The following is a 26439-nucleotide window of genomic DNA, read 5'->3' as shown; positions in this document are numbered from 1 at the left end:
GGCAGCCGGGCGAATGAGCCTTGGCGTCTGCGCCGAGGCGAGGGATGCACAGCCTGCCCTGACGAGAAAGAAGGTCGATATATTTGAGCGGAAAGATTGTCAAGGTTTCGGGACCGCTGGTGGTAGCCACGGGCCTGGAAGACGCCAATATGGCCGACGTGGTCCGCGTGGGTGAGCAGCGCCTCATCGGCGAGATCCTCACCATGAACGGCGACTCCGCCTCCATCCAGGTCTACGAGGAGACCTCCGGCCTGGGGCCGGGCGCGGCGGTGGAGTCCACCGGCTCTCCCCTGTCGGTGGAGCTGGGCCCCGGCATCATCGAGAACATCTACGACGGCATCCAGCGCCCGCTGGAGGTCATCATGAAGCAGACCGGCAAGAACACCCTGGAGCGCGGCGTGGAGGTCCCCGCCCTGGACCGGGAGAAGCTGTGGGACTTTGTGCCCGTGGCCAAGCCGGGCGACAAGGTCACCGGCGGCGACATCCTGGGCACCGTCCAGGAGACCGCCGTAGTGCTGCACAAGATCATGGTGCCCCCCCGCCTGTCCGGCACCGTGGAGTCCATCCAGGCCGGCAAGTTCAACGTGACCCAGACTGTGGCCGTGCTGAAGAAGGACGACGGCTCCAAGGTGGAGCTCACCATGACCCAGAAGTGGCCCGTCCGCGTGGGCCGGCCCTATAAGCACAAATATCCCCCCAAGGCCCCCCTGCTGTCCGGCCAGCGCATCGTGGACACTCTGTTTCCCGTGGCCAAGGGCGGCACCGCGGCCATCCCCGGCCCCTTCGGCTCAGGCAAGACGGTGATGCAGCACCAGCTAGCCAAGTGGTCCGACGTGGACATCGTCATCTACATCGGCTGCGGCGAGCGCGGCAACGAGATGACCGACGTGCTCCGGGAGTTCCCCGAGCTCCAGGACCCCCGCACCGGCGAGTCCCTGATGAAGCGGACCGTGCTGATCGCCAACACCTCCGACATGCCCGTGGCCGCCCGTGAGGCATCCATCTACACCGGCATCACCATCGCCGAGTACTTCCGCGACATGGGCTACCACGTGGCCGTCATCGCCGACTCCACCTCACGCTGGGCCGAGGCTCTGCGCGAGATGTCCGGCCGTCTGGAAGAGATGCCCGGCGAGGAGGGCTACCCCGCCTACCTGTCTTCCCGCCTGGCCCAGTTCTACGAGCGGGCCGGCATGGTGGAGTGCCTGGGCTCCGACGACGAGCGCCGGGGCTCCCTGACCGCCGTGGGCGCGGTCTCCCCTCCCGGCGGCGACCTGTCCGAGCCCGTCAGCCAGGCTACCATGCGCATCGTCAAGGTGTTCTGGGCCCTGGACGCCTCTCTGGCCTACCGCCGCCACTTCCCCGCCATCAACTGGCTGAACTCCTATTCCCTGTATCTGGACTCCCTGAAGCCCTGGTTCGACGAGCACCTGGGCAAGGAGTTTTTGCAGAACCGGGAGCGGGCCATGAACATCCTCCAGGAGGAGGCCAGCCTGAACGAGATCGTGCAGCTCGTCGGTAAGGACGCCCTGTCCCCCAACGATCAGCTCACCCTGGAGACCGCCAAGATGCTGCGGGAGGACTTCCTCCAGCAGAACTCCTTTATGGACATTGACAACTACTCCTCCTATGACCGGCAGGAAAAGCTGATGGCCATGATTCTGGAGTACGACAAGCTCTGCCGGGCCGCCATTGCCAAGGGGGCCGCTGCCTCCGCCCTGTTCGACATCCCCGCCCGGGAGCGCATCGGCCGGGCCAAGAGCGTGCCCGAGGCGGAGTACCCCATGGTCTATGAGGCCATCCGCAAGGACATGGCCGACCAGATCGACGCCGCAGCCGCGAAGGGAGGGGAATTCTGATGATCCGTGAATACCGCACCATACAGGAGATCAACGGCCCTCTGATGATGGTCAAGAAGGTCCAGGGCGTCACCTACGACGAGCTGGGCGAGATCGAGCTCCCCGACGGCACCCTGCGCCGCTGCAAGGTGCTGGAGGTCAACGGCGACAACGCCGTGGTCCAGCTCTTCGAGCCCTCCGCCGGCATCAATCTGAAGGACTCCAAGATCCGCTTCCTGGGCCACCCCCTGGAGCTGGCCGTGTCCGGCGACATGCTGGGCCGGGTCTTCAACGGCATGGGCAAGCCCATCGACGGTGGCCCTGACATCCTGGCCGAGGAGCACCGGGACATCAACGGCCTGGCCATGAACCCCGCCGCCCGGGACTACCCCAACGAGTTCATCCAGACGGGCATTTCCACCATCGACGGCCTGAATACCCTGGTCCGCGGCCAGAAGCTGCCCATCTTCTCCGGCTCCGGCCTGCCCCACGCCTCCCTGGCCGCCCAGATCGCCCGCCAGGCCAAGGTGCTGGACGGCGCGTCCAACTTTGCCGTGGTCTTTGCCGCCATCGGCATCACCTTCGAGGAGTCCGACTTCTTCATCCAGGACTTCCGCCGCACCGGCGCCATCGACCGCACCGTGCTGTTTACCAACCTGGCCAACGACCCGGCCGTCGAGCGTATTGCCACCCCCCGCATGGCCCTGACCGCCGCCGAGTACCTGGCCTTTGAGAAGGGCATGCACGTGCTGGTCATCCTCACCGACATCACCAACTACGCCGAGGCCCTGCGCGAGGTCTCCGCGGCCAAGAAAGAGGTCCCCGGCCGCCGCGGCTACCCCGGCTACCTCTACACCGACCTGGCCACCATGTACGAGCGGGCCGGCCGCCGCCTGGGCTGCGAGGGCTCCATCACCATGATCCCCATCCTCACCATGCCCGAGGACGACAAGACCCACCCCATCCCCGACCTGACCGGCTACATCACCGAGGGACAGATCATCCTGTCCCGGGAGCTGTACCGCAAGGGCATCAACCCGCCGGTGGACGTGCTGCCCTCCCTGTCCCGTCTGAAGGACAAGGGCATCGGCGAGGGCCGTACCCGAGAGGACCACGCCGGGACCATGAACCAGCTCTTCGCCGCCTACGCCACCGGCAAGGAGAACAAGGAGCTGATGAGCATCCTGGGCGAGGCCGCCCTGTCCCCCACCGACCTGCTGTACGCCAAGTTCGCCGACGAATTCGAGAAGCGCTATGTCAACCAGGGGAGCGAGGAGAACCGCTCCATCCAGGAGACCCTGGACCTGGGCTGGGAGCTCCTCTCCATCCTGCCCACCTCCGAGCTCAAGCGCATCAAGCCGGAGATGATCGAGAAGTACCTCCCGAAAAAGGAGGGGTAAGGTATGCCGGCGATCAACGTAAACCCCACCCGGATGGAGCTGACCCGGCTGAAGGGCCGCCTGAAAACGGCCCGCCGGGGCCATAAGCTCCTGAAGGATAAGCGGGACGAGCTGATGAAGCAGTTCCTGGACGTGGTGCGGGAGAACCGGGCCCTGCGCGCCAAGGTGGAGGAAGCTCTGATGCGGGCCCACGGGTCTTTTACCGTGGCCTCCGCCCTCATGTCCACCGAGATGCTGGAGCAGTCCCTCATGTACCCCAAGCAGTCCGTGGACCTGACCATGAGCTTCCAGAACATCATGTCGGTCAACGTGCCCGAGTACCACTTCAAGACCAAAAACGAGGACCAGGGGGATATCTATCCCTATGGCTTCGCCGCCACCTCCGGCGCCCTGGACGACGCCGTGGACGCGCTGGCGGGGGTGTTCCAGGATATGCTGCGCCTGGCGGAGGTGGAAAAGACCTCTCAGCTTTTGGCGGAGGAGATCGAAAAGACCCGCCGCCGGGTCAACGCCCTGGAGTATGTGAAGATCCCCCAGATGGAGGAGTCCATCAAGTATATCTCCATGAAGCTGGACGAAAACGAGCGCGCCGCCACCATTCGCCTGATGAAGGTGAAGGATATGCTCCTCCAGCAGGCCATTGAGGAGAAGCGCGAGGAGGACCAGGAGGCCCTGGAGGCATTCCAGTCCAATGAGGCGAAGATCTGAACGAAAAAAGGAGGGCGCTCAGTCGAGCGCCCTCCTTTTTTCGTATTTTTTGAGCAGGTCCTCAATGGCCTCGTCCAAAAGGCGGGATTTTGGTACTCTGGTATCCGCAGAAAGCTGGTTAAACAGAGGCACCAGCTCATTTTTTAAGGAAGAAACAAATTTGGTCCGGTTCACTAATTGAGCTTCACCCATCATGTAGCCTCCCCCTGTACTATATATGTACTATATCATGCCCACTTTTTTGCAACAAGTGGTTTACATATGGTACATACATGGTATATACTTATGGCGGAGGTGGTGTATATGGAAAAGACCTGCGGGACCTGCAAATACTTTGCCCAGCACTACCGTAAATGGGGCAAGGGATACCACGAGGTGGACTGCGGACACTGCAAGTACCCCCGGATCAAAAAGCGCACCAAGGACCAGACCTGCCCGCACTGGGCGCCTCGGGAGGGGTAGCCTCCGGCGGCGCCCCTTTTCCGGAAAAGGGGCGGGAAAAGCGCCGGGGAAGGGGGCTTTCGAGTTCCCCCTTCCCCGGACCCAACCCCTTAAAGCGACCAATCAGGGGGACGCGGGGCCGGGCCTACATGGCCTCCAGAATCCCCCGCAGGAGCCAGGCGTGGGAATTTTCATCCTCCGCCAGCTCTATGTAGAGCTCCTGCAGGCAGGGGTCCGCCGTGGCGGCCGCCGCCGCCCGGTAGGCGGCTTCGCCCTCCTGCTCCTCCCAGAAGCGCCGCCGCAGCAGGGCGGCCAGCGGCAGGTCCAGGGAGACCACCGCCTGCTCTACCGGCCAGTAGCGCACGCCGGAGATGAGGAAATAGGCGGTGGACAGCCGCTTGGCGTGCCGCCTTTCATCGGCGGAGATACCGGACAGGGTCCGGGCGGCAGAGCGGTCAGCCCGCCGGGCCATGGCCTGGTAGGTCCGGGCGTCCATCAGCTCGTGCAGGATGAACGACTGCAGCTCGGCCCCGTGGACGGCGGAGGCCGTCCCCAGGCAGGGCACGTTGCCGCCGGACGGCTCCATCGGCCCCGGGTTGGCGCAGATGGACACCCCCGGCAGCGGCGGCGGCAGGGTGGGGCACGGCATCGGTGAAGCCGGCGGCGCCGCCGCCGGGACGGCGGGGGCTGGACACGGCGCCTCTTCCCCCAGGAGCATCACCGGGGAGTCATATCGGTCTTCGGGCATGACCCGCCGCCACACCCGTTCAAAAATCTCGCGGTCGCTGCCGCACAGGCCCGGTCCGGGTTCGGGCCGGAACCCCTGATCCCATTCCATTCAATCAGCCCTCCTAAATCATAGAAATTCAGTCCATACTATGCGGGAAAGAGCGCCGCTGCCATGGAGGTCCCGATTTTGAAGCAAAAAATCCCGGTGCGGGAGAGGGGAAAAGAGAATTTATCCTACTGAACCGCTTGTATTAGCGGGCGGACCGTGGTACAATTTACACTTACGAAAGATAAAAATAGAAGGAGCAGACGTATATGCTTGAAATCAGGCATCTATCCTATCAGGTGACGGACGAGGCCGGCGGCGAGCTGGGCATCCTCAACGACGTGTCTCTCACCATCTCCGACAACCGATTTGTGGTCATCACCGGCCCCAACGGCGGCGGCAAGACCACCCTGGCCAAGGCCATCATGGGCCTGGTGCAGCCCACCTCCGGACAGATCCTGTGGAACGGGGAGGATGTGACCGGCCTTTCCGTCACCGAGCGGGCCCGCCGGGGCATCAGCTACGGCTTTCAGCAGCCCCCCCGGTTCAAGGGCCTCAAGGTGAAGGACCTGCTGGAGCTGGCCTCCGGCAGGGACCTGACTCACGAGGAGGAGTGCCAGTTCCTCACCCGTGTGGGTCTGTGCGCCAACGACTATATTGACCGGGAGGTGGACACCTCCCTCTCCGGCGGCGAGGTCAAGCGCATCGAGATCGCCACCATCCTGGCCCGGAAGGCCGGACTCATGATCTTTGACGAGCCCGAGGCCGGCATCGACCTGTGGTCCTTTGCCCGGCTCACCGAGACCTTCCAGCAGCTCCATGACGCGAAGGACGCCACGCTGGTGGTCATCTCCCACCAGGAGCGCATCATCAACCTGGCCGACGAGATCGTCATGGTCTCCGGCGGCCAGATCACCCAGTACGGGCCCAAGGAGGAGATCTTCCCCTTGATCCTGGCCAACACTGTCACCGGGTGCAGCTATATGAACGAGGGGGCGATGAAGTGAACAACGTGGACTGGAAGCTCCTCAAGGAGATCGCAGACCTGGAAAAGACCCCGATGGGGGCCTACAACATCCGGAAGAACGGGCGGCTGGACGGGCGGTCCAACACCGCCCACATCGTCATCGACACCAAGACCGACAAGTCGGGCATCGACATTCACATCGCTCCGGGCACCAAAAACGAGTCGGTCCACATCCCGGTCATCATCACCGAGACCGGCCTAAACGACCTGGTCTACAACGATTTTTACGTGGGCGCGGACTGCGATGTGGACATCATCGCCGGCTGCGGCATCCACAATTCCGGCTGCGAGACCAGCCAGCACGACGGTGTGCATACCTTCCACGTGGGGAAGAACGCCAAGGTGCGCTATGTGGAGAAGCACTACGGCGAGGGCGAGGGCACCGGCGAGCGCATCATGAATCCCCAGACCATCGTCTACCTGGAGGAGGGGGCCTCCATCCACATGGAGACCACCCAGATCCGGGGCATCGACTCCACCAAGCGGTACACCAAAATTGTGGTGGGCGCCGGCGGCGAGGGGGTCATCACGGAAAAGCTGCTGACCCACGGCAGGCAGACGGCCGAGTCCGAGATGGACATCGTCCTGGCCGGGGAGGATGCCAGCGGCCGGGTCATCTCCCGCTCCGTGGCCCAGGACGAATCCCGCCAGGTCTTTTATCCCCGGATGATCGGAGAGGCCCGCTGCTTCGGCCATGTCCAGTGCGACTCCATCCTCATGGGAAACGCCAAAATCAAGTCCATCCCGGCCATTGCCGCCGAGAGCCCTGACGCCCAGCTCATCCACGAGGCCGCCATCGGGCGCATCGCCGGTGATCAGATCCTGAAGCTCATGACCTTGGGACTCACCGAGGAGGAAGCGGAGGAAAAGATTCTCGATGGATTCCTGCAGTAAACGGGGTATGAGCGATGGCGAGCTGGTCCGGGTGTTTAACGAGCTCCACTACAGCAACGGCGGCGAGCCCATGTTCGACAAATACAATGGCATCTCCATCGTGGCGGCGGGCGACGGCTGGGCCGAGGGAGAGCTGGAGGTCAGTCGGCACAGCCTGAACCCCCACGGCATCGTCCACGGCGGCGCTCTGGCCGCCCTGGCGGACACGGTGGGCGGGGCGGCCACCTTTGCCGCCTACCGCAGAGGCTGCGTCACCGTAAACTACAGCATGAACTTTCTCCGGCCCGCATGGGGCAGCAATCGAAAGATCCGCTGCCGGGCCCAGGCCGTCAAGCTGGGCAGGACCCTGAGCGTATTCGGCATGTCCCTGACCGACGACGAGGGGGTGGAGGTGGCCAGCGGCAACTTTACCTTCTACATTACCGGCTGGATGAAGTCCGAAGAAGAAAAAGAGCCCGGAGCCATTTGACTCCGGGCTCTTTTTGCCCTGATTTACTCGTCCCAGTCTGCGTAGTCGTCGTACTCCGAGGGGTGGCAGCAGCAGGAGCTGCGCTCCGCGACCTTCTCCTTCACGCCGCAGCAGAATCCGGCGATCTTGTCCCAATAGGCCACGATGCAGCACACGGCGGCCGCAGCGGCCAGGGAGAACCCGACAATCTTCAGCACAAAGCGGGCAACTTTCATTCCTGTCGCCTCCTGATGATAGAGATACCCATAGTTTACACGATTGCAGGGCAAATTACAATCACCCCAAACAACTTTTTATCTTGTAATTTACGGGGAAATAGAATACAATATATGAACTGTAAAAGTATAGTTTCCTGCACAAGGAGGTTTCCAATGAAGCTGCAGACAGAAAAAGGCGCCATCACCATCGGCAGCGATGTGTTTACCAACATCACCGGCGCCGCCGCCACCAACTGCTTCGGCGTCAAGGGCATGGCGGTCCGGTCCAAGACCGACGGGCTGGTGCATCTCCTGCGCCGTGAGTCCATGGCCAAGGGCGTGAAGGTGCGCTTCAATGAGGACGACACCGTCTCCATCGAGCTGCACATCATCGTGGACAACGGGGTCAACCTGACCGCCGTCAGCCGCTCGATCATGAGCGAGGTGCGCTATATGGTGGAACGCATCACCGGCACCAAGGTCAAGAGCGTGGACGTATGCGTGGATTCCATGGTCATCGGCTGACTGACCACAGCAGCCGGAACCATTGACAGAAAGGAACATCGACATGAGAGGAACCATTGACGGAGCGTCTCTGGCGCAGATGGTCATCCACGCCGCGGCCTCCATCAATTCACAGAAGCAGCAGATCAACGAGCTCAACGTCTTCCCTGTCCCCGACGGGGATACGGGCACCAATATGAGCCTTACCATCGGCACCGCCGCCGCCGAGCTGAAGAAAAAATCCTGGGCCTCGGTGGGGGCCGCCGCCAACGCCAACGCCTCCGCCCTGCTGCGGGGGGCCCGGGGCAACTCCGGCGTCATCCTCTCCCTGCTCTTCCGGGGCTTTGGCAAGGCCCTAAAGGACAAGGATACCGCCGACGGTGCCGATTTCGCCATCGCCCTGGATTACGGCGTGGCCACCGCCTACAAGGCGGTGATGAAGCCCGCCGAGGGCACCATCCTCACCGTCTCCCGGCTGTGCGCGAGAAGGGCCGCCGAGGCCGCCCGGGAGGACCGGAATGTGGAGTATGTGCTGGAAGAGGCCATCAAGGAGGGCCACGTGGCCCTGGCTGACACCGTCAACCAAAACCCGGTGCTGAAGAAGGCCGGGGTGGTGGACGCCGGCGGCAAGGGCTTCCTTATCATCCTCCAGGGAATGCTGGACGAGCTGCGGGGCGAGCCCATGCCCGAATCGGACGGCGAGGCCGCGGCTCCGGTGAAGGAGCACGCCGACTTCGGCAGCTTCGACACCGCCGATATCAAGTTCGGCTACTGCACCGAGTTCATCTGCTCCCGGGATACCAAGAAGGACCCGGAGGCCCTGCGGGGCTTCCTCAATGCCCTGGGCGACTCCCTGGTGCTGGTGGACGACGACGAGATCATCAAGGTCCACGTCCATACCAACCATCCCGGCAAAGTGCTGGAGGAGGCCATCACCTACGGCGCGCTTCAGACCGTGAAGATCGAGAATATGCGCAATCAGCACACTGAGATCCTGGCCGAGGCCGCCCAGGAGGGCGAGGCGGACCAGACCCGGAAAATCGCGCCGGCGGAGAAGCCCTTCGGCTTCGTGTCGGTCTGCGCCGGCACCGGCCTGGCCGAGGTCTTCCATGACCTGGGAGTGGACGGCATCATCTGCGGCGGACAGACCATGAACCCCTCCACCGAGGACATCCTCAAGGAGATCGACAAGACCCCCGCCGAGGTGGTCTTTGTCCTGCCCAACAACAAAAACATCATCATGGCGGCCGAGCAGTGCATCCCCCTGGCCGAGGGAAAAAAGGTGGTGGTCCTGCCCACCAAGACGGTGCCGCAGGGCATCTCAGCCATGCTGGCCTTCGACCCAGATGCCTCTGAGGCGGACAATGTCTCCGGCATGACCGAGGCTTTCGGCAACGTCCACACCAGTCAGATCACTTACGCCGCCCGGAATTCCGACTTTGACGGCTTTGATATCCAGCAGGGGGACTATCTGGCTCTGGCAGAGAGCGCCCTGTTCGGCACCGACAAGGACCTAACGGCCCTGCTCAAGCGCCTGGCCGGCGCGGAGCCCCAGCAGGAGGCCGAGTTCATCACCATCTTCTACGGCGAGGACGTCAGCGTGACCCAGGCCCAGACCGCCCTGGAGATCTTCACCGCCGCCTGCCCCAACGCCGAGATCACTCTGCTGGCCGGGGGCCAGCCGGTCTATTACTATATGATCTCTGCGGAATGAGCGCGGAACAGACGGGGGCGGCCGCGGCCGCCCCCGCTTTTGCGGTCCAGGAACCCACAGGGAAAGAGGGCCGAATGCCCATGGAAATCAGGATGGAAGGCAAGACGGAACGAAAGATTGACCCCCGGGCGGTGCTCTTCCTGGGGGTGCTGGGGGCGGTCCTCCTCTATACAAAGGTGGAGGCGGCCTCCGGAGACCCGCCTGAGTGCAGCTAGTGTCTCAGCAGGCTGCCCGCCATCACCGAGACAAAGGCCGCGATAAAGGACGCCCAGAGATACCCCGTCCACTTCTGGACCAGGAGGGCATCCGTTCCCCAGAGGTGCTGCTTTTCCACCCTGTTTCCCACCACGATGTTGGAGCCGATGAACCAGAGCGCCACCGGCATGATGCCGATGGAGAGGCTGGCTGAGTGGAATCCCAATACCGCCGTCAGGTTGACCGCCAGCTAGGCGAGGTCCACGGCCACGGTGATCCGGGCGTGCTTGAGGAAGGCCCTTGCCCCCTGGCTCTTGGGGTAGATCTTCTCCTCCGCTCCCGGCTCCATGAGCGCACCGATGGGCTCGGGGGCAGCAGTTCCCGCTTCAACGCATTAAAATTTTCCCTTGCCTTTTCCGCCGGTTGGGTGTACAATGCCCTTAACCATTCAAAGTGAGGCTGCCAGTATGCGATACGATCTCCTCACAACTGCATCCCGCTGCTTTCCCTATTTTGGCTGGGCTCGATTTATGGGCGCCGGCTTTTTTGGCGTGGAGAAATACAGCGGGATAAAGTGAATGGGCGGGCCCCGCAAGGGGGCCCATGGGCATGTTTTGAGCTGCGCTCATTGATTTTATCGTCAATGGGCGCATTTTTTATATCTGTTCCGCGCCCATTGCGGAAAGGGAGTCAACAGTTATGGTAGTCGTTATGAGACCCGGTACCCGGCAGGAGGACATCGCCGTTCTGGCCGAACAGTTCAGAGCCCAGGGCCTGGAGGTGGGCATCACCAACGGCGTGGGCTGCACCATCCTGGGCCTGGTGGGAGACACCACCGCCGTGGACATGGACAAAATCAGCATCAATCCCCACGTGGAGCGGGTGATGCGGGTCCAGGAGCCCTACAAGAAGGCCAACCGCAAGTTCCACCCCGAGGACACCGTGGTGGAGGTGGACAAGGCCCGGATTGGCGGCGGCAGCTTCTCGGTGATCGCCGGCCCCTGCTCTGTGGAGTCGGAGGAGCAGATCGTGGAGGTCGCCAAGGACGTGAAGCGCTCCGGCGCGGCCCTGCTGCGGGGCGGCGCCTTCAAGCCCCGCACCTCCCCCTACTCCTTCCAGGGCATGGGCACCCCCGGCCTGGACCTGCTGATGGAGGCCCGCCAGGCCACCGGTCTGCCCATCGTCACCGAGATCATGGACCCCCGCATGGCCGACCTGTTCGAGCGGGAGGTGGACGTGGTCCAGGTGGGCGCCCGGAACATGCAGAACTTCGAGCTGCTCAAGGAGGTGGGCAGGATGTCCAAGCCCATTCTCCTCAAGCGGGGCCTGTCCAACAGCTACGAGGAGTGGATCATGTCCGCCGAGTACATCATGTCGGAGGGCAACGAGAACGTCATCCTCTGTGAACGGGGCATCCGCACCTTCGAGACCTACACCCGCAACACCCTGGACGTGTCGGCCATTCCGGCGGTGAAGAAGATGAGCCACCTACCCGTCATCGTGGACCCCTCCCATGCCGCCGGCATGTACTGGATGGTGGAGCCCCTGGCCATGGCGGCCATCGCCGCCGGGGCCGACGGACTGATTGTCGAGGTCCACAACGACCCGCCCCACGCCAAGTGCGACGGACAGCAGTCCCTGACGCCGGAGAAGTTTGACGCGCTGATGAAAAAAGTCAAGACCATGGTACCCATGATGGGCAAGAGCCTGGTGCTGTAAGCCGGGCCCAAACTCGCCGGAAAGGCTGGTGCGCAGAAATGAAATTGCTGCCTGTTTCCCTGGGAGATCGCTCCTATGACATCCACATCGCCCCCGGACGGCTGGACGACACAGGCAAGCTGTGCCAGCAGGTGCTGCCCAGGGCCACTCGCCTGGCGGTGGTCACCGACGACACCGTGGGGGGCCTGTATGCCCATCGGCTGCTCCAGAGCCTCTGGGCCAGGGGGTACACCGCCTCGGTAATCTCCCTGCCCGCCGGGGAGCAGACCAAGAGCCTGCACAACCTGGGGGTGCTCTACGACTCCTTTATGGAGATGGGCCTCACCCGCACCGACGCCGTGGTGGCCCTGGGCGGCGGCGTGGTGGGCGACCTGGCGGGCTTTGCCGCCGCCACCATCCTGCGGGGGGTAGACTTCGTGCAGGTCCCTACCACCCTGCTGGCCCAGGTGGACTCCTCCGTGGGGGGCAAGGTGGCCATCGACCTGCCCGCCGGCAAGAATCTGGCCGGGGCCTTCTGGCAGCCGCGCCTGGTGGTCATGGACCCGGAGGTGTTGGACACGCTGGAGGACAAGACCTTCTCCGACGGCATGGCCGAGGTCATCAAATATGGCTGCATCCGGGACGCCGCCTTCTTTCGGGCCCTGGAGAAGACGCCCAGCCGCCGGGCGGTGATGGAGAACATCGAATCGGTCCTGTATACCTGCTGTGATTTGAAGCGGGCGGTGGTGGAGAAGGACGAGCGGGACACCGGCGAGCGGATGGTGCTCAACTTCGGCCACACTCTGGGCCACGCCTATGAGAAGGCGGGACACTATGAGACCTGGACCCACGGCCAGGCCGTGGCGGCGGGCATGTGCCTGGCCGCCCGGCTGGGAGCGGCGCTGGGGGTGACCCCGGCGGGGGTGCCGGAGCGCGTCGAGGCCCTGGTCTCCGCCTTCGGCCTGCCGACCCGAATTCCCTGTACCCAGGCCGACTACGCCGCCGCCGTCGGCCTGGACAAGAAGGGGACGGGAGAACAGATCACCCTTGTCCTTCTGGAGGACCTGGGCAGGGCCGTCCTGCACCGGATGTCCAAGCGGGAGCTGCTGGGACTGCTGGAGGGCTGCGCGGAATGAATGTGACCATCACCCCCGGCCTGCTCAGGGGGGCCATCACGCCGCCCCCCTCCAAGTCCCAGGCCCACCGGCTGCTCATCGCCGCCGCCCTGGCGGACGGGGAGAGCCGGATCGAACATCTGGCGGACTCCCAGGACATCCAGGCCACCCGCCGCTGCATGGCCGCGCTGAAAGCGCCGGGGGAGGACCTGCCCGTCCTGGACTGCGGCGAGTCGGGCTCCACACTGCGCTTTCTGATCCCGGTGGCCCTGGCCCTGCGGGGCGGCGGGCGCTTCACCGGCCGGGGGCGGCTCATGGAGCGGCCCCAGAAGCCCTACTTCGATCTCTTTGACGAGAAGGGGATCGCTTACCGGCAGGAGGACGGCGTCCTTACCGTCCAAGGGAGGCTGACGCCGGGGACCTTTGCTCTGCCCGGGGACGTATCCTCCCAGTTTGTCACCGGCTTGCTCTATGCCCTGCCCCTGCTGGAGGGGGACTCCCGGATCACGCTGACCACTCCGCTGGAGTCCCGGGGCTACGTGGACATGACCCTGGAGGCCCTGGAGCGCTTCGGCATCCGGGCGGAGTGCCCCGACGGGCGGACCCTACGGGTCCCCGGCGGGCAGACCTACCGCCCCTGCCGCGCCGCGGTGGAGAGCGACTACTCCCAGGCCGCCTTCTATTACGCCGCCAACGGTCTGGGCGGTCAGGTGGAGATTCTGGGGCTCAACCCCCGCTCCGCCCAGGGGGACCGGTGCATCGTGCCCTACCATATGCAATTGTGCAGTCCCGGCGAGGCGGAGCTGGACGTATCCCAGTGCCCCGACCTGGTCCCGCCTCTGGCGGCCCACGCCGCCCTGCGGCAGGGGATCACCCGGATCGTCAACGCCGCCCGGCTGCGCATCAAGGAGAGCGACCGGCTGACCGCCGTCACCCAGGTGCTCACCGCCCTGGGGGCCGACGTGGTTGAGGGGGCGGACCGCCTGACCATCACCGGACAGCCGGAGGGCCTGGCCGGGGGCGTGACGGTGGACAGCCACAACGACCACCGCATCGCCATGATGGCCGCTGTCGCGGCCACCCGCTGCGCCGCCCCCGTCACCATCACCGGGGCGGAGTGCGTGGCCAAGTCCTACCCCGACTTCTGGGAGGACTACGAGCGCCTGGGCGGACAGATACAGAGGAGCTGAACACTATGCGACACATCATCTTCGGAGAGTCCCACGGCCCCGCCATCGGCGTCACCCTGGAGGGGGCGCCCTCCGGCGTGGCGTTGGACTGGGACTTCATCCGGGCCGAGATGGCCCGCCGGGCTCCGGGCGGGAGCGCCATGTCCACCGCCCGGAAGGAGGCCGACGAGGTCCAGATCCTCTCCGGCGTCTTTGAGGGAAAGACCACCGGCACCCCCCTGTGTGCCGTCATCTCAAACACCGACACCCGCAGCGGGGACTACGCCCAGCTCAAGGCGCTGCCCCGGCCGGGCCACGCCGACTACAGCGGCGGCGTCCGCTACGGCGGCCACAACGACTACCGGGGCGGCGGCCACTTCTCCGGCCGGCTCACCGCCCCCCTGGTGTTCGCCGGGGCGGTGGCTAAGCTGATCCTGCGGGAGTGGGGGGTGGCGGTCGCCGCCGCCGTCTCCAACGTGGCGGGCATTCCCGACCCCACCCCGGAGCAGATGGAGCAGGCCGTCCTGGCCGCCAAGGCCGACGGGGACTCGGTGGGGGGGTGCATCCGCTGTACCGTCACCGGCCTGCCCGCCGGGCTGGGGAGCCCCGACTTCGGGTGTAACGTGGAGGGCCTGTTCGCCCAATACCTGTATGCCGTCCCCGCCGTCAAGGCGGTGGCCTTCGGCGCAGGCTTCGGCTTCGCCGCCCTCCGGGGCAGCCAGGCCAACGATCCCTTCTATATGGAGGGAGAGACCGTCCGGACCCGGACCAACCGCTCCGGCGGGGTCAATGGCGGCATCACCAACGGGATGCCGGTGGAGTTCGAGGTCTGTATCCGGCCCACTCCCTCCATTTCTCTGGAGCAGGACACCGTGGACCTGGAGCGGGGCTGTGACGCCAGGCTGTCTATCCACGGCCGGCACGACCCCTGCATCGTGCCCCGGGCGGTGGTGGTCATCGAGGCGGCCGCCGCCCTGGCGAGCTGCGCACTGCTGGACCTGTGAGGTGACGGTATGACGGAACTGGAAGCGTACCGCAGAGAGATCGACGCCATCGACGGAGAGTTGACCCGCCTGTTTCTCCGCCGGATGGAGGTGACGGGCCGGGTGGGGGCCTATAAGCAGGCCCACGGCCTCCCGGTGCTGGACGCCGCCCGGGAGAAGGACGTACTGGCCCGGAAGGCGGCGCTGGCCGAGGGACAAGCGGCCAAGGCCGACGTCACCGCCCTGTACGAGACCATCCTGGGCCTCTCCCGGCGGCAGCAGCGTAAGCTGGTGACCGAGGCGGGGGACGAGGGCTACGCCCGTATCCGCGCCGCCCTGGCCGGGGCACGGCCGCCCCTGACACAGCCCAGGGTGCTCTATCAGGGGGTGCCCGGCGCCTACGCCGAGGAGGCCACCGCCCTCTTCTTCGGGGAGGAGCGCCCCCGGCAGGCGGCGGAGACCTGGGAGGAGGTCTTTCTGGCCCTCAGGGAGGGCCGGGCGGACTACGGCGTGGTGCCCATCGAGAACAGCTCCACCGGCTCCATCAGTCAGGTCTACGACCTGCTGGCCAAGTACGGCCACTATATCGTGGGGGAGCAGGTGGTCAAGGTGGAGCACTGCCTGCTGGCCCCCAAAGGGGCCACCCTGGACACCGTCCGGGAGGTCTACTCCCACGAGCAGGGCCTGCGTCAGTGCGCGGATTTTCTGAAGGCCCACCCGGCCTGGAAGGGCATCGCACGGCTCAACACCGCCGAGGCGGGCAGGTACGTGGCCGGCAGCGGCGACGTGACGAAGGCCGCCATCTGCTCCCGGCGGGCGGCCGCCCTCTACGGCCTGGAGATCCTGGCCGAGCACATCAGCCTCAGCGAGAGCAACTACACCCGCTTTGTGGTGGTCTCGCCGGTGATGGAGCGCCGGTCGGGCAGCGACAAGGTCAGCGCCCTGTTTGTCCTGCCCCACCGCAGCGGTGCGCTCCACGAGATCATGACCCTCTTCGCCGTCAACGGTCTGAACATGATGAAGCTGGAGTCCCGCCCCATTGTGGGCCGGAGCTGGGAGTACCTGTTCTTTGTGGATTTCACCGGCGACCTGGCCGATCCGGCCATGGATGGGGTGCTCCGGGAGCTTTCCCAGACCGCTGAGAGCCTCCGGGTCCTGGGCAACTACCGGACGTGCGGAGGCTGATATGAAAAACATCATACTCATTGGCATGATGGGCTGCGGCAAGACCACCTGCGGCCGCCTGCTGGCCCGGCTCCTGGGGCGGGAGCTGGTGGATACCGACGCCCTCATCGTGGAGCGGGAGGGCCGCTCCATCCCGGACATCTTTGCCCAGAGCGGGGAGGACTATTTCCGCGCCCGGGAGGTGGAGGCGGCGGGGGAGCTGGCCCGGCGGGAGGGACTGATCGTCGCCTGCGGCGGAGGACTGCCCCTGCGCCCTGCCGCCATGGACCCTCTGCGGGAGACGGGGACGGTGATCTTCCTGGCCCGGGACCCGGGGGAGACCTATGACGCCGAATCCATGGCGGGCCGGCCCCTGGCCCAGGACGGCCGGGCGGCTTTTCTGGCGCGCTTTCGCCAGCGGGAGCCGGTGTACCGGGCGGCCGCCCATCACACCGTCACCAACTTTTCCGACCCGGAGACCACGGTGCAAACGATTTTGGAGGTGCTGGACATATGAAATTCCTCATCATCAATGGGCCCAACCTGAACCTGCTGGGCCAGCGTGAGCCGGGGATCTACGGCCGGGAGAACTACGAGTCCTTGTGCCGGCGGCTCAAGGACTTCGCTGCCGCCCACGGCGCCGCCGCCGACTGCTTCCAGTCCAACCACGAGGGCGCCATCATCGACGCCATCCACGCCGCCCAGGGGGTCTACGACGCCATCGTCATGAACCCCGGCGCCTTTACCCACTATAGCTACGCCCTTCTGGACGCCCTCAAGGCGGTGCGGGTGCCCTGCGTCGAGGTCCACATCTCCAATGTCCACCAGCGGGAGGAATTCCGCCACACCTCGGTGACCGCCCCCGCCTGTGTGGGGCAGATCTGCGGCTTGGGCCTCTACGGCTATGAGGCGGCGATGTCCTACTTTCTCTTGCAAGAGAAGGCAGGCAAAGAGAACGTTGACTGACGGGATGTGGACGAAGGCATGCAGGTAGAATTGAAGAATACCACCAAGAAGCTCTGCGTCATCGGGGACCCGGTGCTCCACTCCAAATCCCCTCTGATCCAGAACACCATGATCCGGGCGCTGGGACTGGACTATGTTTATTTATGTCAACCGGTGAAGGCGGGGCGGGCGGCGGCCTGGCTGGATGCTGCCCGGGAGGCGGGGTACGCCGGATTCAATGCCACCATGCCCCATAAGCTGGACCTCGTGCCCCGCATGGACGAACTGGACCAGGACGCGGCGCTGTACCAATCGGTGAATACGGTTTGTATAAGAAATGGTAAATTATACGGATGCAACACGGACGGACGGGGCTTTATCCGGGCTTTGGCCGACGCAGGCGTGGACCCGGCGGGCCGGCGGGTCCTGCTGTTGGGCTCCGGCGGCGCGGCCAAGGCCGTGGCTTTGAAGCTGGTTCAGCAGGGGGCGGCCTCGGTGACGGTGTGCAACCGGACTGCGGCCAAGGCAGAAGAATTATGTCAACATGCCCCGGCTGTGATGAAGGCGGCAGGCTTCGACCAGGCCACTCTGCGGCGGGAGGCGGCCCGGGCCGAGCTGCTGGTCAACTGCACCAGCCTGGGCATGGCCGGGACCGGCGGGCAGTTTGAGGACCTGAGCTTTCTGAAGGAGTTGCCCCCGGCGGCGGCGGTGTGCGACCTCATCTACCACCCGGCGGAGACCGAGCTGCTGTGCCGGGCCCGGGAGGCGGGGCATCCCGCCCTCAACGGTCTGGGCATGCTGATCTATCAGGCGGTATACGCGCTGGAGCACTTCGCGGACGTGGCGCTGGACGCCGGAGCCATGCGGGCCCTGGTGGAGCAGGCCCTCAAGGAGCTGTAAGCGGAACGGGAAACGCCCGGACGGACTGGGGTCCGCCCGGGCGTTTTTAGTTGCCTTTGTACTTCTTGCGGGTGGCGATGCCGCCGCGGATGTGCCGCTCGGCCTTGTTTTCATCCAGGACGCTTTTGACCTGGTGGTACAGAGACTGGTTAAAGGCGGGCAAACGCTCGGAAAGGTCCTTGTGTACGGTGGACTTGCTGATGCCGAACTTGTGGGCCGCCGCGCGCACCGTCGCCTTGTTCTCGATTATGTAAAGGGCCAACTGGCAGGCCCGCTCCTCGATGTTCCCTTTCACGCTGACAACACTCCCCGCATCTGAATCTCACTGTCGGATGTATATGCGCGCGGGGGCATTGTTATGAAGAGAGAATCTGGAAAGGCGGCAGGACGGATTGAAACGTGATTCGGATCAACAAACGCGCGCCGCAGAGTCAAAATCTCTGGGCGCGCGTTTGTTTTGCACGTATTTTCGGACCGAACGGCCCAGGTCTCCGCCCTCCGGCGGCAGGTTTTGCCGGGCCTGCACCCCGCTGGCCGGGTCGAGCACCAGCCCGTCCTGAATCAGTGTGCGTCCCGCGCTCATTGCAGAGACTCCGGAATGACGGCGGTGGCCAGCAGATCGGCGTAGCTCTGCCGCCGGACGATGAGCTCGCTACGGCCCTCCTTTACCAGCACTACGGCGGGGATGGGGCTGGAATTGTAGTTGCTGGCCATGGAAAAACCGTAGGCCCCGGTGGAGAAGACCGCCAGCAGGTCGCCGGGCCGGGCCGGGGGGATGCGGGCATCCCGGATGAGGATGTCGCCGGACTCGCAGCACTTGCCGCAGATGGTGGCCGTGTCGGTGGAGGCCTCCTCCGCCCGGTTGGCCAGCAGCCCCCGGTACACCGCGCCGTAGAGGGAGGGGCGGATATTGTCGGTCATGCCGCCGTCTACCGACACATACTTACGTACGCCCCGGATGTCCTTGATGGAGCCCACGGTGTAGAGGCTCAGACCGGCCTCCGCCACGATGCTGCGGCCGGGTTCTATCACCACGGCGGGACGGGTCATGCCCTCGTCCTGGCAGAATGCCTCCAGCCGGGCCATGAGGGGGTCCAGAAAATAGGCGTAGGGGGGGCGCGCCTCGTCGGTGTAGGTGACGCCGAAGCCGCCGCCCAGGTTCAGCTCGGCCACCGTGTGTCCGAACCGGCGGCGGACCTCCCGCACCAGGCCCAGCACCACCTCCAGGGCGGCCAGATAGGGGGCGTTGTCAAAGAGCTGGGAGCCCACATGGAAGTGGAAGCCCAGGAAGTTGACCCACTTGGAGTCCAGGGCTGCCCGGACGGCGGGATACAGCACGTCGTCATCCAGCGGGATGCCGAACTTGGAGTCCTTCCGGCCGGTGACGATATAGTCGTGGGAGTCGGCCTGGATGCCGGGGGTGACCCGATAGAGAACATTCATCTTTTTGCCCCGTGCGGCGCAGATCTCCTCCAGCAGGGGCAGCTCCTGCAGACCGTCCAGGATGACCCGCCCGATGCCGTAGTCTACCGCCAGCTCCAGCTCGGCGCGCAGCTTGTTGTTGCCGTTGAATTCGATGCGCTCGGCGGGGAAGCCCGCCTGGATGGCGGTGTACAGCTCACCGCCGGAGACCACGTCGATGCACAGGCCCTCCCGCTGGACCAGGCGAAGCATGGCGGGGGTGCAGAACGCCTTGCAGGCATAGGCCGCCCGGGTGTTGGGCCAGACCGTCAGAAAGCAGCGGCGCAGCTCGGAGCAGCGGCGGACGATCTCGCTTTCGGAAAACACGTAGAGAGGGGTGCCGTATTGGCGGGCCAGCTCCACCGTAGAGCAGCCGTCGAAATAGAGGGTGTTGTCTCGGACCTCGTTGAGCATGGTGATGCGCCTCCGCTTTGGTTTTCTCCCAGTTTAACAAGTTTTCCGCCCGAAATCAACCGCTGTGCCGGTCGGAGCAAAAAGAACAAAAAATAGTTGACAGGAGAGGGCGGTCTCTCTATAATTATGACAGCTTGTCACATGGGGAGGAATTGCATGCCGACCGGGACTTTTTTCCGTCTGCCGGAGGAGAAGCAAAGGCGCCTGATGGAGGCCGCCTGGGAGGAATTTGTCCGCACCAGCTATACGGAGGTATCCATCAACAAGATCATCCAGATCGCCGGCATCCCTCGGGGGAGCTTTTATCAGTATTTTGAGGGCAAGGAGGACCTGTTTTTCTACCTGCTGGACGATGTGCACCGCCACTTCATCCAGGTTTTCTGCAAGCTGCTGGACCGGGCGGGGGGCGATCTGTTCCAGATGCACCTGCTGGCGTATGACGATCTGGTGCAGTGGGGGGACAACCAGGACCCGTCCATGTACCGCTGCATCCAGTTTATGCGCGCCAATCCCGGGATGGATTTTTTGCAGACGATGTCCAAGGAGCCGGAGTTTTTGCCGGAGGAGCTCTATCAAAAGATTGATGTCAGGCGGTTCCGGAAAAAGGACCGGATGTTTGTGGAGTCCGTCTTTTCCCTGACCGTCATGTCGCTGGTCTCGGCCGTGGTGGAGGCCCTTACACATCCGGGCGAGACGGAGCGGCAGCGCAGGAGGCTGGAGGAACGCATTAAGATCCTGGAGTACGGCAGCCTGGACAGCCGGCCAGAGGCCGCACGAACCCAACAAGGAGGAATACAAGCATGAATCGAAGAGCCATCGCGCTGCTGCTGGCAGTGGCCATGACGATCTCCCTCTGCGTTCTGTCCGCCTTCGCAGCGGGGCAGACGGAGGACGGGACAGCGGTCCCGGCGGAGGAGGCCTCCGCCGTACAGGCGCCGGAGGAGACCGGGGAGGCGGAAGCGGCCCTGCCGACGGCTCCGGCCCAGCCGGACCCGGTGGGCGTCCTGTCCTTTGAGAACCTGGAGGGCCGCCTGCGGGAAAACAACTACAACCTGCTGGCCCTGGAGGAGAACATTGCCTCCATCGAGGTGCTCGACTACGACAAAATGTACGACAGCCTGAAAAAGCAGCTCAACGAGATCGCCGATTACCAGTGGATGCTCATCCAGTTCGGCCAGGGAAACTCCTATTCCTCCGCCATGCTGGCGCAGAACTACAGCGCCGTGCGGGACACCTTTGACGCCATCAAGGATGGCGAGCTGCAGCAGGACAACGCCGACATCGTCCGCCAGCTCCGGGCGGCGGAGAACCAGGTGGTCATGGCGGCGGAGTCCCTGTACGTGGCGCTGCTGGAGATGGACCTGACCGACGCCTCCCTGGGCCGCAGTCTGGACACGCTGGAGCGCTCCATTCAGGAGATGGAGCTGCGCTATGACCTGGGACAGATCTCCGCCCTGACCCTGCAGCAGGTGACGGCCGGCCGCACCTCGCTGGTCAGCGGCCGCCAGACCCTGGCCATGAACCGGACCAACTACACCATGCAGCTGGAGCTGATGGTGGGCGCCGAGCTGACGGGAGAGATGAAGCTGGGCGAGCTGCCGGAGGTGAGCGACGAGGCGCTGGCGGCCATGGACCTGGAGACCGACCTGGCCGAGGCCAAGGCGGCCAGCTACAGTCTGTATGCCGCGGAGCTGACCCTGCAGGACGCTGAGGAGGACTACAAGGACGCCGCCAAGAAATACCACTACGACACCAGCCGCTACCAACTGGCTTCCGCGCTGCATACCTGCCAGGCCGCCCAGTATACATACAGCGCCACGGTGCAGAACTTTGAGATGGCCTTCCGGACCCTGTACTTCCAGGTGAAGGATTACCAGCAGGTCCTGGCGGCTGCCTGGACGGCCCTGTCCTGCGAGCGGGACACCTATGCCTCCATGGAGCTCAAATATCAGCAGGGCAGCATCTCCCACAACGCCCTGCTGGATGCCGCCGACAAGGTGAGCGCCGCCGAGGAGACGGTGGAACAGGCCCGGCTGGACCTGTTCTCCGCGTACAATACCTACCGCTGGGCTGTGGAGCACGGCATCCTGAACTGACAAGGAGGACCTACATCGTATGAAAAGCCATCGTATTCCGGCACTGCTGCTCTGCGGCGCGCTGCTGGTTTCCCTCAGCGCCTGCGGCGGGGGAGGCGCGCAAAACAGCCCGGCCGAAAGTGAGCCCCCCGCCGGCACCGCCGTCCAGGTGGAGACCGTAAACGCCAACACCATCTCCACGGAGAACAAGGTCTCCGGCAAGGTGGAGTCCGACACGGACGCGTCGGTCTTTGTAGCCACCGCGGCCAAGTGCACTGCGGTCTATGTGGAGGTGGGCGACACCGTCCGGGCGGGGCAGGCCATCTGCACCCTGGATCTGGCCAGTACCCTGTCCTCCTACCAGGCGGCCAGCATCAGCTATGATTCCACCGTGAAGAGCTATCAGGACCAGGCCGCCCTGTTTGAAAAGCAGATTGCCCTGTACGAGAAGAACCTCAGCGATCTGAGGGCCCTTCAGGAGATCGGCGCCGCCTCCCAGGCGGAGATCGACGGGGCGGAGCTGACCCTGCTGTCCGCCCAGGTGACCCGGGACTCCACCCTGGCCCAGCTCGAGGCGGGAATCCAGAGCTCCAAGGCCAACGTGGAGCAGCTTGCCACCGCTCTGGAGAACGTGGACGGAAGCGGAAATGTCATCGCCCCCATTTCCGGCGTGCTGCTGTCCCTGTCGGCGGTGCAGGATGCCTTCGTCTCCAGCGCCACGCCGGTGGCCGTCATCGACGGGGTGGATCAGCTCAAGATCACCGTCACCGTCTCTGAGGCCCTGGTGCCCAAGTTGAAGATCGGGGACGCGGTGGACGTGACCGTCAGCTCCGTGGGCGCCGCCTTTACCGGCGCCATCCGCTCCGTGGACAAGGCCGCCAGTCTTCAGACCAAGCTGTATACCGTGACGGTATCCATTCCCGCCGAGGTGGAGGGCCTGCTGTCAGGCATGTTTGCCGACGTGACCTTCCATACCGACACCTCTGCCGATACCATCGTGATTCCCACCCAGGCCATCCTGACCAGCGGCAGCACCCAGTATGTCTACGTGGTGGAGGGGGACACTGCCCGGTATGTGGAGGTGACCACCGGCCTGACCGGAAACGGTGTCACCGAGATCACCTCGGGCCTGGAGGCCGGGCAGCAGCTGGTCACCGTTGGGCAGGCCTACCTCTCCGACGGAGCCCTGGTCCGGATCGTAACCGGGGAGGGCTGATGCCGGATGACCATCTCAAAATTTTGCATCAAGCATAAGGTGACCACCCTTCTGGCGGTCATCCTGATCCTGGTCTTCGGCGTGGTCTTTACCACCCAGCTCCAGATGTCCCTGTTGCCCAATATGTCCTACCCGGCGGCCTATGTCTATTGCTACTACAACGGCGCCGGCCCCAGCGACATGGAGGAGCTGGTTACCCGCCCCCTGGAATCGGCCATCATGTCGGTCTCCGGCGTGGATGAGGTCCAGTCCAGCTCCGCCGACAGCGTCACCACCGTGCAGATCCTCTATGTGGACGGCACCGACGTGGATATCGCCGCCGCCAAGCTGCGGGAGCAGTTCGACGCCCTCTCCCTGCCGGACGGCTGCTCCGACCCGGTCATCATCAACCTGAACATCAGCGATATGATGCCCGCCGCCATGGTGGCCCTGATGGGCGACGACCTGTCTGAGCTGCAGGCTCTGGCGGAGGACACCGTGGGGCCGGCCCTGGAGCGCATCGGAGGTGTGGCCGCCGTGGACATCTTTGGCGGCGTGGGCCAGCAGGTCGCCGTACAGCTCGACCCCACCCGGGCGGCGGGCTACGGCCTGTCCAATGCCTATGTCTGTAATTTCCTGGCTGCGGAAAATCTGCTCTACCCCGGCGGCGACATGCAAAACGGCTCCAAGACCCTGACGGTCTCCACCGACGCCAAGTTCCAGACGGTGGACGACGTGGCCAATATGCTCCTGGCCCTGCCCGCCGGCGGTACCATCCGCCTGTCCGAGGTGGCGGACGTGGCGCTGGAGACTACCGATCCGGACACCATCGCCAAGGTAGATGGCACGGCCTGCGTACTCCTTCAGGTGACCAAGCAATCCGGCGCCAACGAGGTCACGACCGCCAACGCCGTAGAGGCCAAAATGGCCGAACTTCAGGCCAAGGCCCCCTCCATCCGCTATACCCTACCCTATCTGGCCACCGACTACATCAACATGGCAGTGGAATCCGCCATCCAGAATATCGTTTTGGGCGTGGTGCTGGCCGCTATCGTGGTGTTCCTCTTCCTGCGGCGGCCGGACGCTACCATGACCATCGCCATCTCCATGCCCGTGTGTATCCTGTCGGTCTTCGTGCTCATGAACGTGTTTGACCTGACCTTGAACATGATGAGTCTGGGCGGCATCGCCATGGGCGTGGGCATGATCGTGGACAACTCCATCGTGGTGCTGGAGAACGTCTACCGCTACGCCGGAGAGGGCCATGACCGGATGACCTCCTGCGTGGAGGGGACCCGGGAGGTCATGCTCTCCCTGACGGCTTCTACCCTGACCACCGTGGCCGTGTTCCTGCCCCTGGGTCTCACCGGCGGCCTGGCGGGTATGATCTTCAAGGATTTCTGCCTTACCATCGCCTTCCTGATCCTGGCCTCTCTGGCCATTGCCGTGACCCTGGTGCCGCTGCTGTGCTACTTCCTGCTGGACGAGGAGAAGGTCCGGCGGCAGAGGCTGCGCCGGGAAGCCCGGGACGCCAAGCGGGCGGGCCGGCCGTCCCTGGTGCAGCGGGCCCGGAAGGCCTATACCGGGGTGCTGCGGTTCTTCGTGCGGCATTTGGGCCTGGGCATGGCGGCCTCCATCGCCCTGGTGGCGGTGTTCGTGGGCGCCTGCCTGTCCACCAACATGGTCCTCATGCCCGAGATGGATCAGGGCCAGGTCACCATCCAGGTCAGTACGCCCATCGGCTCCGAGCTGGAGGAGACCGCCGCCATCGCCGACCGGGTGGTGGCCGTGGCCCAGGACCACTGTCCGGAGCTGAACGACCTGTATTATCAGACCCAGGCGGAGTCGGCCACCATCATGCTCAATCTGGTGGATAAGACCGAGCGGACCCGCAGCAGCGCCCAGGTGGCGGCGGACCTGCGGGAGTATCTCCGGGATATCGCCGGGTGTGAGATTACCACCAGCGCCTCCGACATGACGGCCATGATGGGCAGCAGCAGCGACATCAGTGTGGCGGTTACCGGTGAGGATTATCAGGTCCTCAGCCGGATTGGTGAGGACCTGGCTGCGCGCATCGCCTCGCTGGAGGACGCCATTGACGTGTCCAGCTCGGTGTCCGAGCAGGTGCCTCAGGTTGCGGTGACCGTGAACCGCCAGGCGGCCGCCCAATACGGCCTGACCGCCGCCGCCATCGGCGCGGCGGTGCGCGCCGAGCTCACCGGCACCACTGCTACCACTGTTACCATCGACCATAAGGAGCTGGACGTGGTAGTCCGGGGCGACGGTGTGGCCGTCCGGAGTCTGGACGCGCTGCGCTCCATGCCGGTGGCCTCCGCCTACGGAGGCTATGTACCGCTGTCCTCCGTGGCCGAGGTGAACGTGGAGCTGGCGCCCCAGAGCATTACCCGGGTCAATCAGTCCCGCCAGATCACCGTCACCGGCGACACCATCAGCGGCAATACTACCGCCATGACCAAGCAGATCAAGGAGATTCTAGCCGAGTATCCGATGCCGGAGGGCTACACCGCCGAGAGCGGTGGCAGCTACGCCGACATGATGGACAGCTTCAGCGACCTGCTGCTGGCTCTGCTGGTGGCCCTGGGCCTGGTGTACTTCATTTTGGCCTCCCAGTTTGAGTCCTTTCTCATGCCGGTCATCGTCATGATGATCCTGCCGGTGGCCTTTGCGGGAGCCCTGTTTGCCCTGCCGCTCACCGGACGGGACCTGTCGATGATTTCCCTGGTGGCGCTCATTATGCTGGCCGGCACCGTGGTCAACGCCTCCATCATCCTGGTGGACTACATCCAAACCCGGCGGGCCCGGGGCGAGAGCCGCGAGGAAGCCATCCTCAACGCCTGTCCCCTGCGGATTCGTCCTGTGATGATGACGACACTCACCACCATCCTGGCCGTGGTTCCCATGGCTCTGGGTATGAGCGGCGCGGCTGAGATGATGGCGGATATGGGTGTCACTATGATCAGCGGCATGGTGGTTTCGACCGTTATCACCCTGCTGTTTACCCCGGTGTATTATTCAGTCATTGACAATATCAGCCATATATTCCACCGCAGAAAGCGGGAGAGCGAGACCTCCACCCCGGTTGCGGCGGAGTAAGCGGAGTAAAAGGTGGGAAGCGGGACAGCCTGTGGCTGTCCCGA

28 protein-coding genes are annotated in these 26439 nt (G+C 64.5%); 22 read left to right on the top strand and 6 right to left on the bottom strand.

The window, feature by feature from the left end; translation table 11 throughout:
• The first annotated feature begins 83 nt into the window (after positions 1-83).
• From B3H64_RS04150 to B3H64_RS04140, 3 genes are read left to right on the top strand one after another with little or no spacing between them, the layout of a single operon-like run.
• The gene (locus tag B3H64_RS04150) at positions 84-1859 is read left to right on the top strand and encodes a V-type ATP synthase subunit A (RefSeq protein WP_094762317.1); all 1776 of its coding nucleotides are present in this window, start codon (positions 84-86) and stop codon (positions 1857-1859) included.
• A complete protein-coding gene (locus B3H64_RS04145) occupies positions 1859-3238 on the top strand; it encodes a V-type ATP synthase subunit B (RefSeq protein ID WP_050617262.1) in 1380 nt (459 codons plus the stop codon). Before B3H64_RS04150 ends, B3H64_RS04145 begins: the two co-directional genes overlap by 1 nt.
• Before the next feature lie 3 nt (positions 3239-3241).
• Positions 3242-3946, top strand: coding sequence for a V-type ATP synthase subunit D (locus B3H64_RS04140; RefSeq protein ID WP_050617261.1), 705 nt, complete (start codon positions 3242-3244; stop codon positions 3944-3946).
• Positions 3947-3964: 18 nt separating this feature from the next.
• Here the strand turns inward: B3H64_RS04140 and B3H64_RS04135 are convergent, their stop codons facing one another.
• A complete protein-coding gene (locus B3H64_RS04135) occupies positions 3965-4141 on the bottom strand; it encodes a ribbon-helix-helix domain-containing protein (protein ID WP_321067888.1) in 177 nt (58 codons plus the stop codon).
• 108 nt (positions 4142-4249) lie between these two features.
• On the opposite strand from B3H64_RS04135, the gene B3H64_RS04130 reads away from it, so the two are divergent.
• Positions 4250-4408, top strand: a complete 159-nt coding sequence (locus B3H64_RS04130; RefSeq protein ID WP_286733215.1) for a hypothetical protein — start codon at positions 4250-4252, stop codon at positions 4406-4408.
• 124 nt (positions 4409-4532) lie between these two features.
• Here the strand turns inward: B3H64_RS04130 and B3H64_RS04125 are convergent, their stop codons facing one another.
• A complete protein-coding gene (locus tag B3H64_RS04125) occupies positions 4533-5225 on the bottom strand; it encodes a ferritin family protein (protein ID WP_050617260.1) in 693 nt (230 codons plus the stop codon).
• A gap of 206 nt (positions 5226-5431) precedes the next feature.
• On the opposite strand from B3H64_RS04125, the gene B3H64_RS04120 reads away from it, so the two are divergent.
• From B3H64_RS04120 to B3H64_RS04110, 3 genes are read left to right on the top strand one after another with little or no spacing between them, the layout of a single operon-like run.
• Positions 5432-6169, top strand: a complete 738-nt coding sequence (locus tag B3H64_RS04120) for an ABC transporter ATP-binding protein (protein ID WP_286733210.1) — start codon at positions 5432-5434, stop codon at positions 6167-6169.
• The gene (locus B3H64_RS04115; protein WP_050617258.1) at positions 6166-7083 is read left to right on the top strand and encodes a SufB/SufD family protein; all 918 of its coding nucleotides are present in this window, start codon (positions 6166-6168) and stop codon (positions 7081-7083) included. Before B3H64_RS04120 ends, B3H64_RS04115 begins: the two co-directional genes overlap by 4 nt.
• A gap of 7 nt (positions 7084-7090) precedes the next feature.
• Positions 7091-7552, top strand: a complete 462-nt coding sequence (locus B3H64_RS04110; RefSeq protein WP_050617257.1) for a PaaI family thioesterase — start codon at positions 7091-7093, stop codon at positions 7550-7552.
• 23 nt (positions 7553-7575) lie between these two features.
• Here the strand turns inward: B3H64_RS04110 and B3H64_RS04105 are convergent, their stop codons facing one another.
• The gene (locus B3H64_RS04105) at positions 7576-7767 is read right to left on the bottom strand and encodes a hypothetical protein (protein ID WP_050617256.1); all 192 of its coding nucleotides are present in this window, start codon (positions 7765-7767) and stop codon (positions 7576-7578) included.
• A 156-nt stretch (positions 7768-7923) separates the two neighbouring features.
• Here B3H64_RS04105 and B3H64_RS04100 point away from each other — a divergent pair, with 156 nt between their 5' ends.
• The 3 genes from B3H64_RS04100 to B3H64_RS04090 all read left to right on the top strand — a co-directional run bounded on the left by B3H64_RS04100 (position 7924) and on the right by B3H64_RS04090 (position 10182).
• On the top strand, positions 7924-8274 hold the full coding sequence (locus tag B3H64_RS04100; protein WP_050617255.1) for an Asp23/Gls24 family envelope stress response protein: 351 nt from the start codon (positions 7924-7926) through the stop codon (positions 8272-8274).
• A gap of 43 nt (positions 8275-8317) precedes the next feature.
• Positions 8318-9967: a DAK2 domain-containing protein gene (locus tag B3H64_RS04095; protein ID WP_286733200.1), complete on the top strand. Its 1650-nt coding sequence runs from the start codon at positions 8318-8320 to the stop codon at positions 9965-9967.
• An 80-nt stretch (positions 9968-10047) separates the two neighbouring features.
• Entirely contained in the window at positions 10048-10182 is a 135-nt protein-coding gene (locus B3H64_RS04090) for a hypothetical protein (RefSeq protein ID WP_256319394.1), read from the top strand.
• Here B3H64_RS04090 and B3H64_RS04085 read toward each other — a convergent pair.
• Positions 10179-10388, bottom strand: a complete 210-nt coding sequence (locus B3H64_RS04085; protein ID WP_286733195.1) for a hypothetical protein — start codon at positions 10386-10388, stop codon at positions 10179-10181. The two genes, B3H64_RS04090 and B3H64_RS04085, sit on opposite strands and share 4 nt — an antisense overlap.
• A gap of 473 nt (positions 10389-10861) precedes the next feature.
• Between B3H64_RS04085 and aroF the strand changes: the two genes are divergently transcribed.
• The 8 genes from aroF to aroE are packed head-to-tail and all read left to right on the top strand — an operon-like array spanning position 10862 to position 18136.
• Complete coding sequence (gene aroF / locus B3H64_RS04080; RefSeq protein ID WP_286733193.1) at positions 10862-11881, top strand: 3-deoxy-7-phosphoheptulonate synthase; 1020 nt, start codon at positions 10862-10864, stop codon at positions 11879-11881.
• Between the two features lie 38 nt (positions 11882-11919).
• Positions 11920-12996, top strand: a complete 1077-nt coding sequence (gene aroB / locus B3H64_RS04075) for a 3-dehydroquinate synthase (RefSeq protein WP_286733190.1) — start codon at positions 11920-11922, stop codon at positions 12994-12996.
• Complete coding sequence (locus tag B3H64_RS04070) at positions 12993-14165, top strand: 3-phosphoshikimate 1-carboxyvinyltransferase (RefSeq protein WP_286733187.1); 1173 nt, start codon at positions 12993-12995, stop codon at positions 14163-14165. Before aroB ends, B3H64_RS04070 begins: the two co-directional genes overlap by 4 nt.
• A 5-nt stretch (positions 14166-14170) precedes the next feature.
• Complete coding sequence (locus B3H64_RS04065) at positions 14171-15148, top strand: chorismate synthase (RefSeq protein WP_050617248.1); 978 nt, start codon at positions 14171-14173, stop codon at positions 15146-15148.
• 9 nt (positions 15149-15157) lie between these two features.
• Positions 15158-16312, top strand: a complete 1155-nt coding sequence (locus B3H64_RS04060; RefSeq protein ID WP_050617247.1) for a bifunctional chorismate mutase/prephenate dehydratase — start codon at positions 15158-15160, stop codon at positions 16310-16312.
• 1 nt (position 16313) lies between these two features.
• Complete coding sequence (locus tag B3H64_RS04055; RefSeq protein ID WP_286733184.1) at positions 16314-16808, top strand: shikimate kinase; 495 nt, start codon at positions 16314-16316, stop codon at positions 16806-16808.
• Entirely contained in the window at positions 16805-17257 is a 453-nt protein-coding gene (gene aroQ / locus B3H64_RS04050; RefSeq protein ID WP_050617245.1) for a type II 3-dehydroquinate dehydratase, read from the top strand. The genes B3H64_RS04055 and aroQ overlap by 4 nt, the downstream gene beginning before the upstream one ends.
• Positions 17258-17275: 18 nt before the next feature.
• The gene (aroE, locus tag B3H64_RS04045) at positions 17276-18136 is read left to right on the top strand and encodes a shikimate dehydrogenase (RefSeq protein WP_154666620.1); all 861 of its coding nucleotides are present in this window, start codon (positions 17276-17278) and stop codon (positions 18134-18136) included.
• A 46-nt stretch (positions 18137-18182) separates the two neighbouring features.
• Here aroE and spoIIID read toward each other — a convergent pair whose 3' ends face one another.
• Both spoIIID and lysA read right to left on the bottom strand, forming a co-directional pair.
• A complete protein-coding gene (gene spoIIID / locus B3H64_RS04040) occupies positions 18183-18431 on the bottom strand; it encodes a sporulation transcriptional regulator SpoIIID (RefSeq protein WP_050617243.1) in 249 nt (82 codons plus the stop codon).
• Between the two features lie 284 nt (positions 18432-18715).
• Positions 18716-20011, bottom strand: coding sequence for a diaminopimelate decarboxylase (lysA, locus tag B3H64_RS04035; RefSeq protein ID WP_050617242.1), 1296 nt, complete (start codon positions 20009-20011; stop codon positions 18716-18718).
• A gap of 156 nt (positions 20012-20167) precedes the next feature.
• Between lysA and B3H64_RS04030 the strand changes: the two genes are divergently transcribed.
• From B3H64_RS04030 to B3H64_RS04015, 4 genes are read left to right on the top strand one after another with little or no spacing between them, the layout of a single operon-like run.
• Positions 20168-20815, top strand: coding sequence for a TetR/AcrR family transcriptional regulator (locus B3H64_RS04030; protein ID WP_050617241.1), 648 nt, complete (start codon positions 20168-20170; stop codon positions 20813-20815).
• On the top strand, positions 20812-22107 hold the full coding sequence (locus tag B3H64_RS04025; RefSeq protein ID WP_050617240.1) for a TolC family protein: 1296 nt from the start codon (positions 20812-20814) through the stop codon (positions 22105-22107). Before B3H64_RS04030 ends, B3H64_RS04025 begins: the two co-directional genes overlap by 4 nt.
• Positions 22108-22126: 19 nt before the next feature.
• Positions 22127-23302: an efflux RND transporter periplasmic adaptor subunit gene (locus tag B3H64_RS04020; protein WP_050617239.1), complete on the top strand. Its 1176-nt coding sequence runs from the start codon at positions 22127-22129 to the stop codon at positions 23300-23302.
• A 6-nt stretch (positions 23303-23308) separates the two neighbouring features.
• Complete coding sequence (locus tag B3H64_RS04015; RefSeq protein ID WP_286733176.1) at positions 23309-26395, top strand: efflux RND transporter permease subunit; 3087 nt, start codon at positions 23309-23311, stop codon at positions 26393-26395.
• The last annotated feature ends 44 nt before the right edge of the window (positions 26396-26439 follow it).

Source organism: Intestinimonas sp. UBA1698 (genome assembly GCF_002320075.1).
In the GTDB taxonomy this organism is placed as follows: Bacteria; Bacillota; Clostridia; order Oscillospirales; family Oscillospiraceae; genus Intestinimonas; species Intestinimonas massiliensis.
This window is presented reverse-complemented; position numbering and strand designations above follow the sequence as displayed.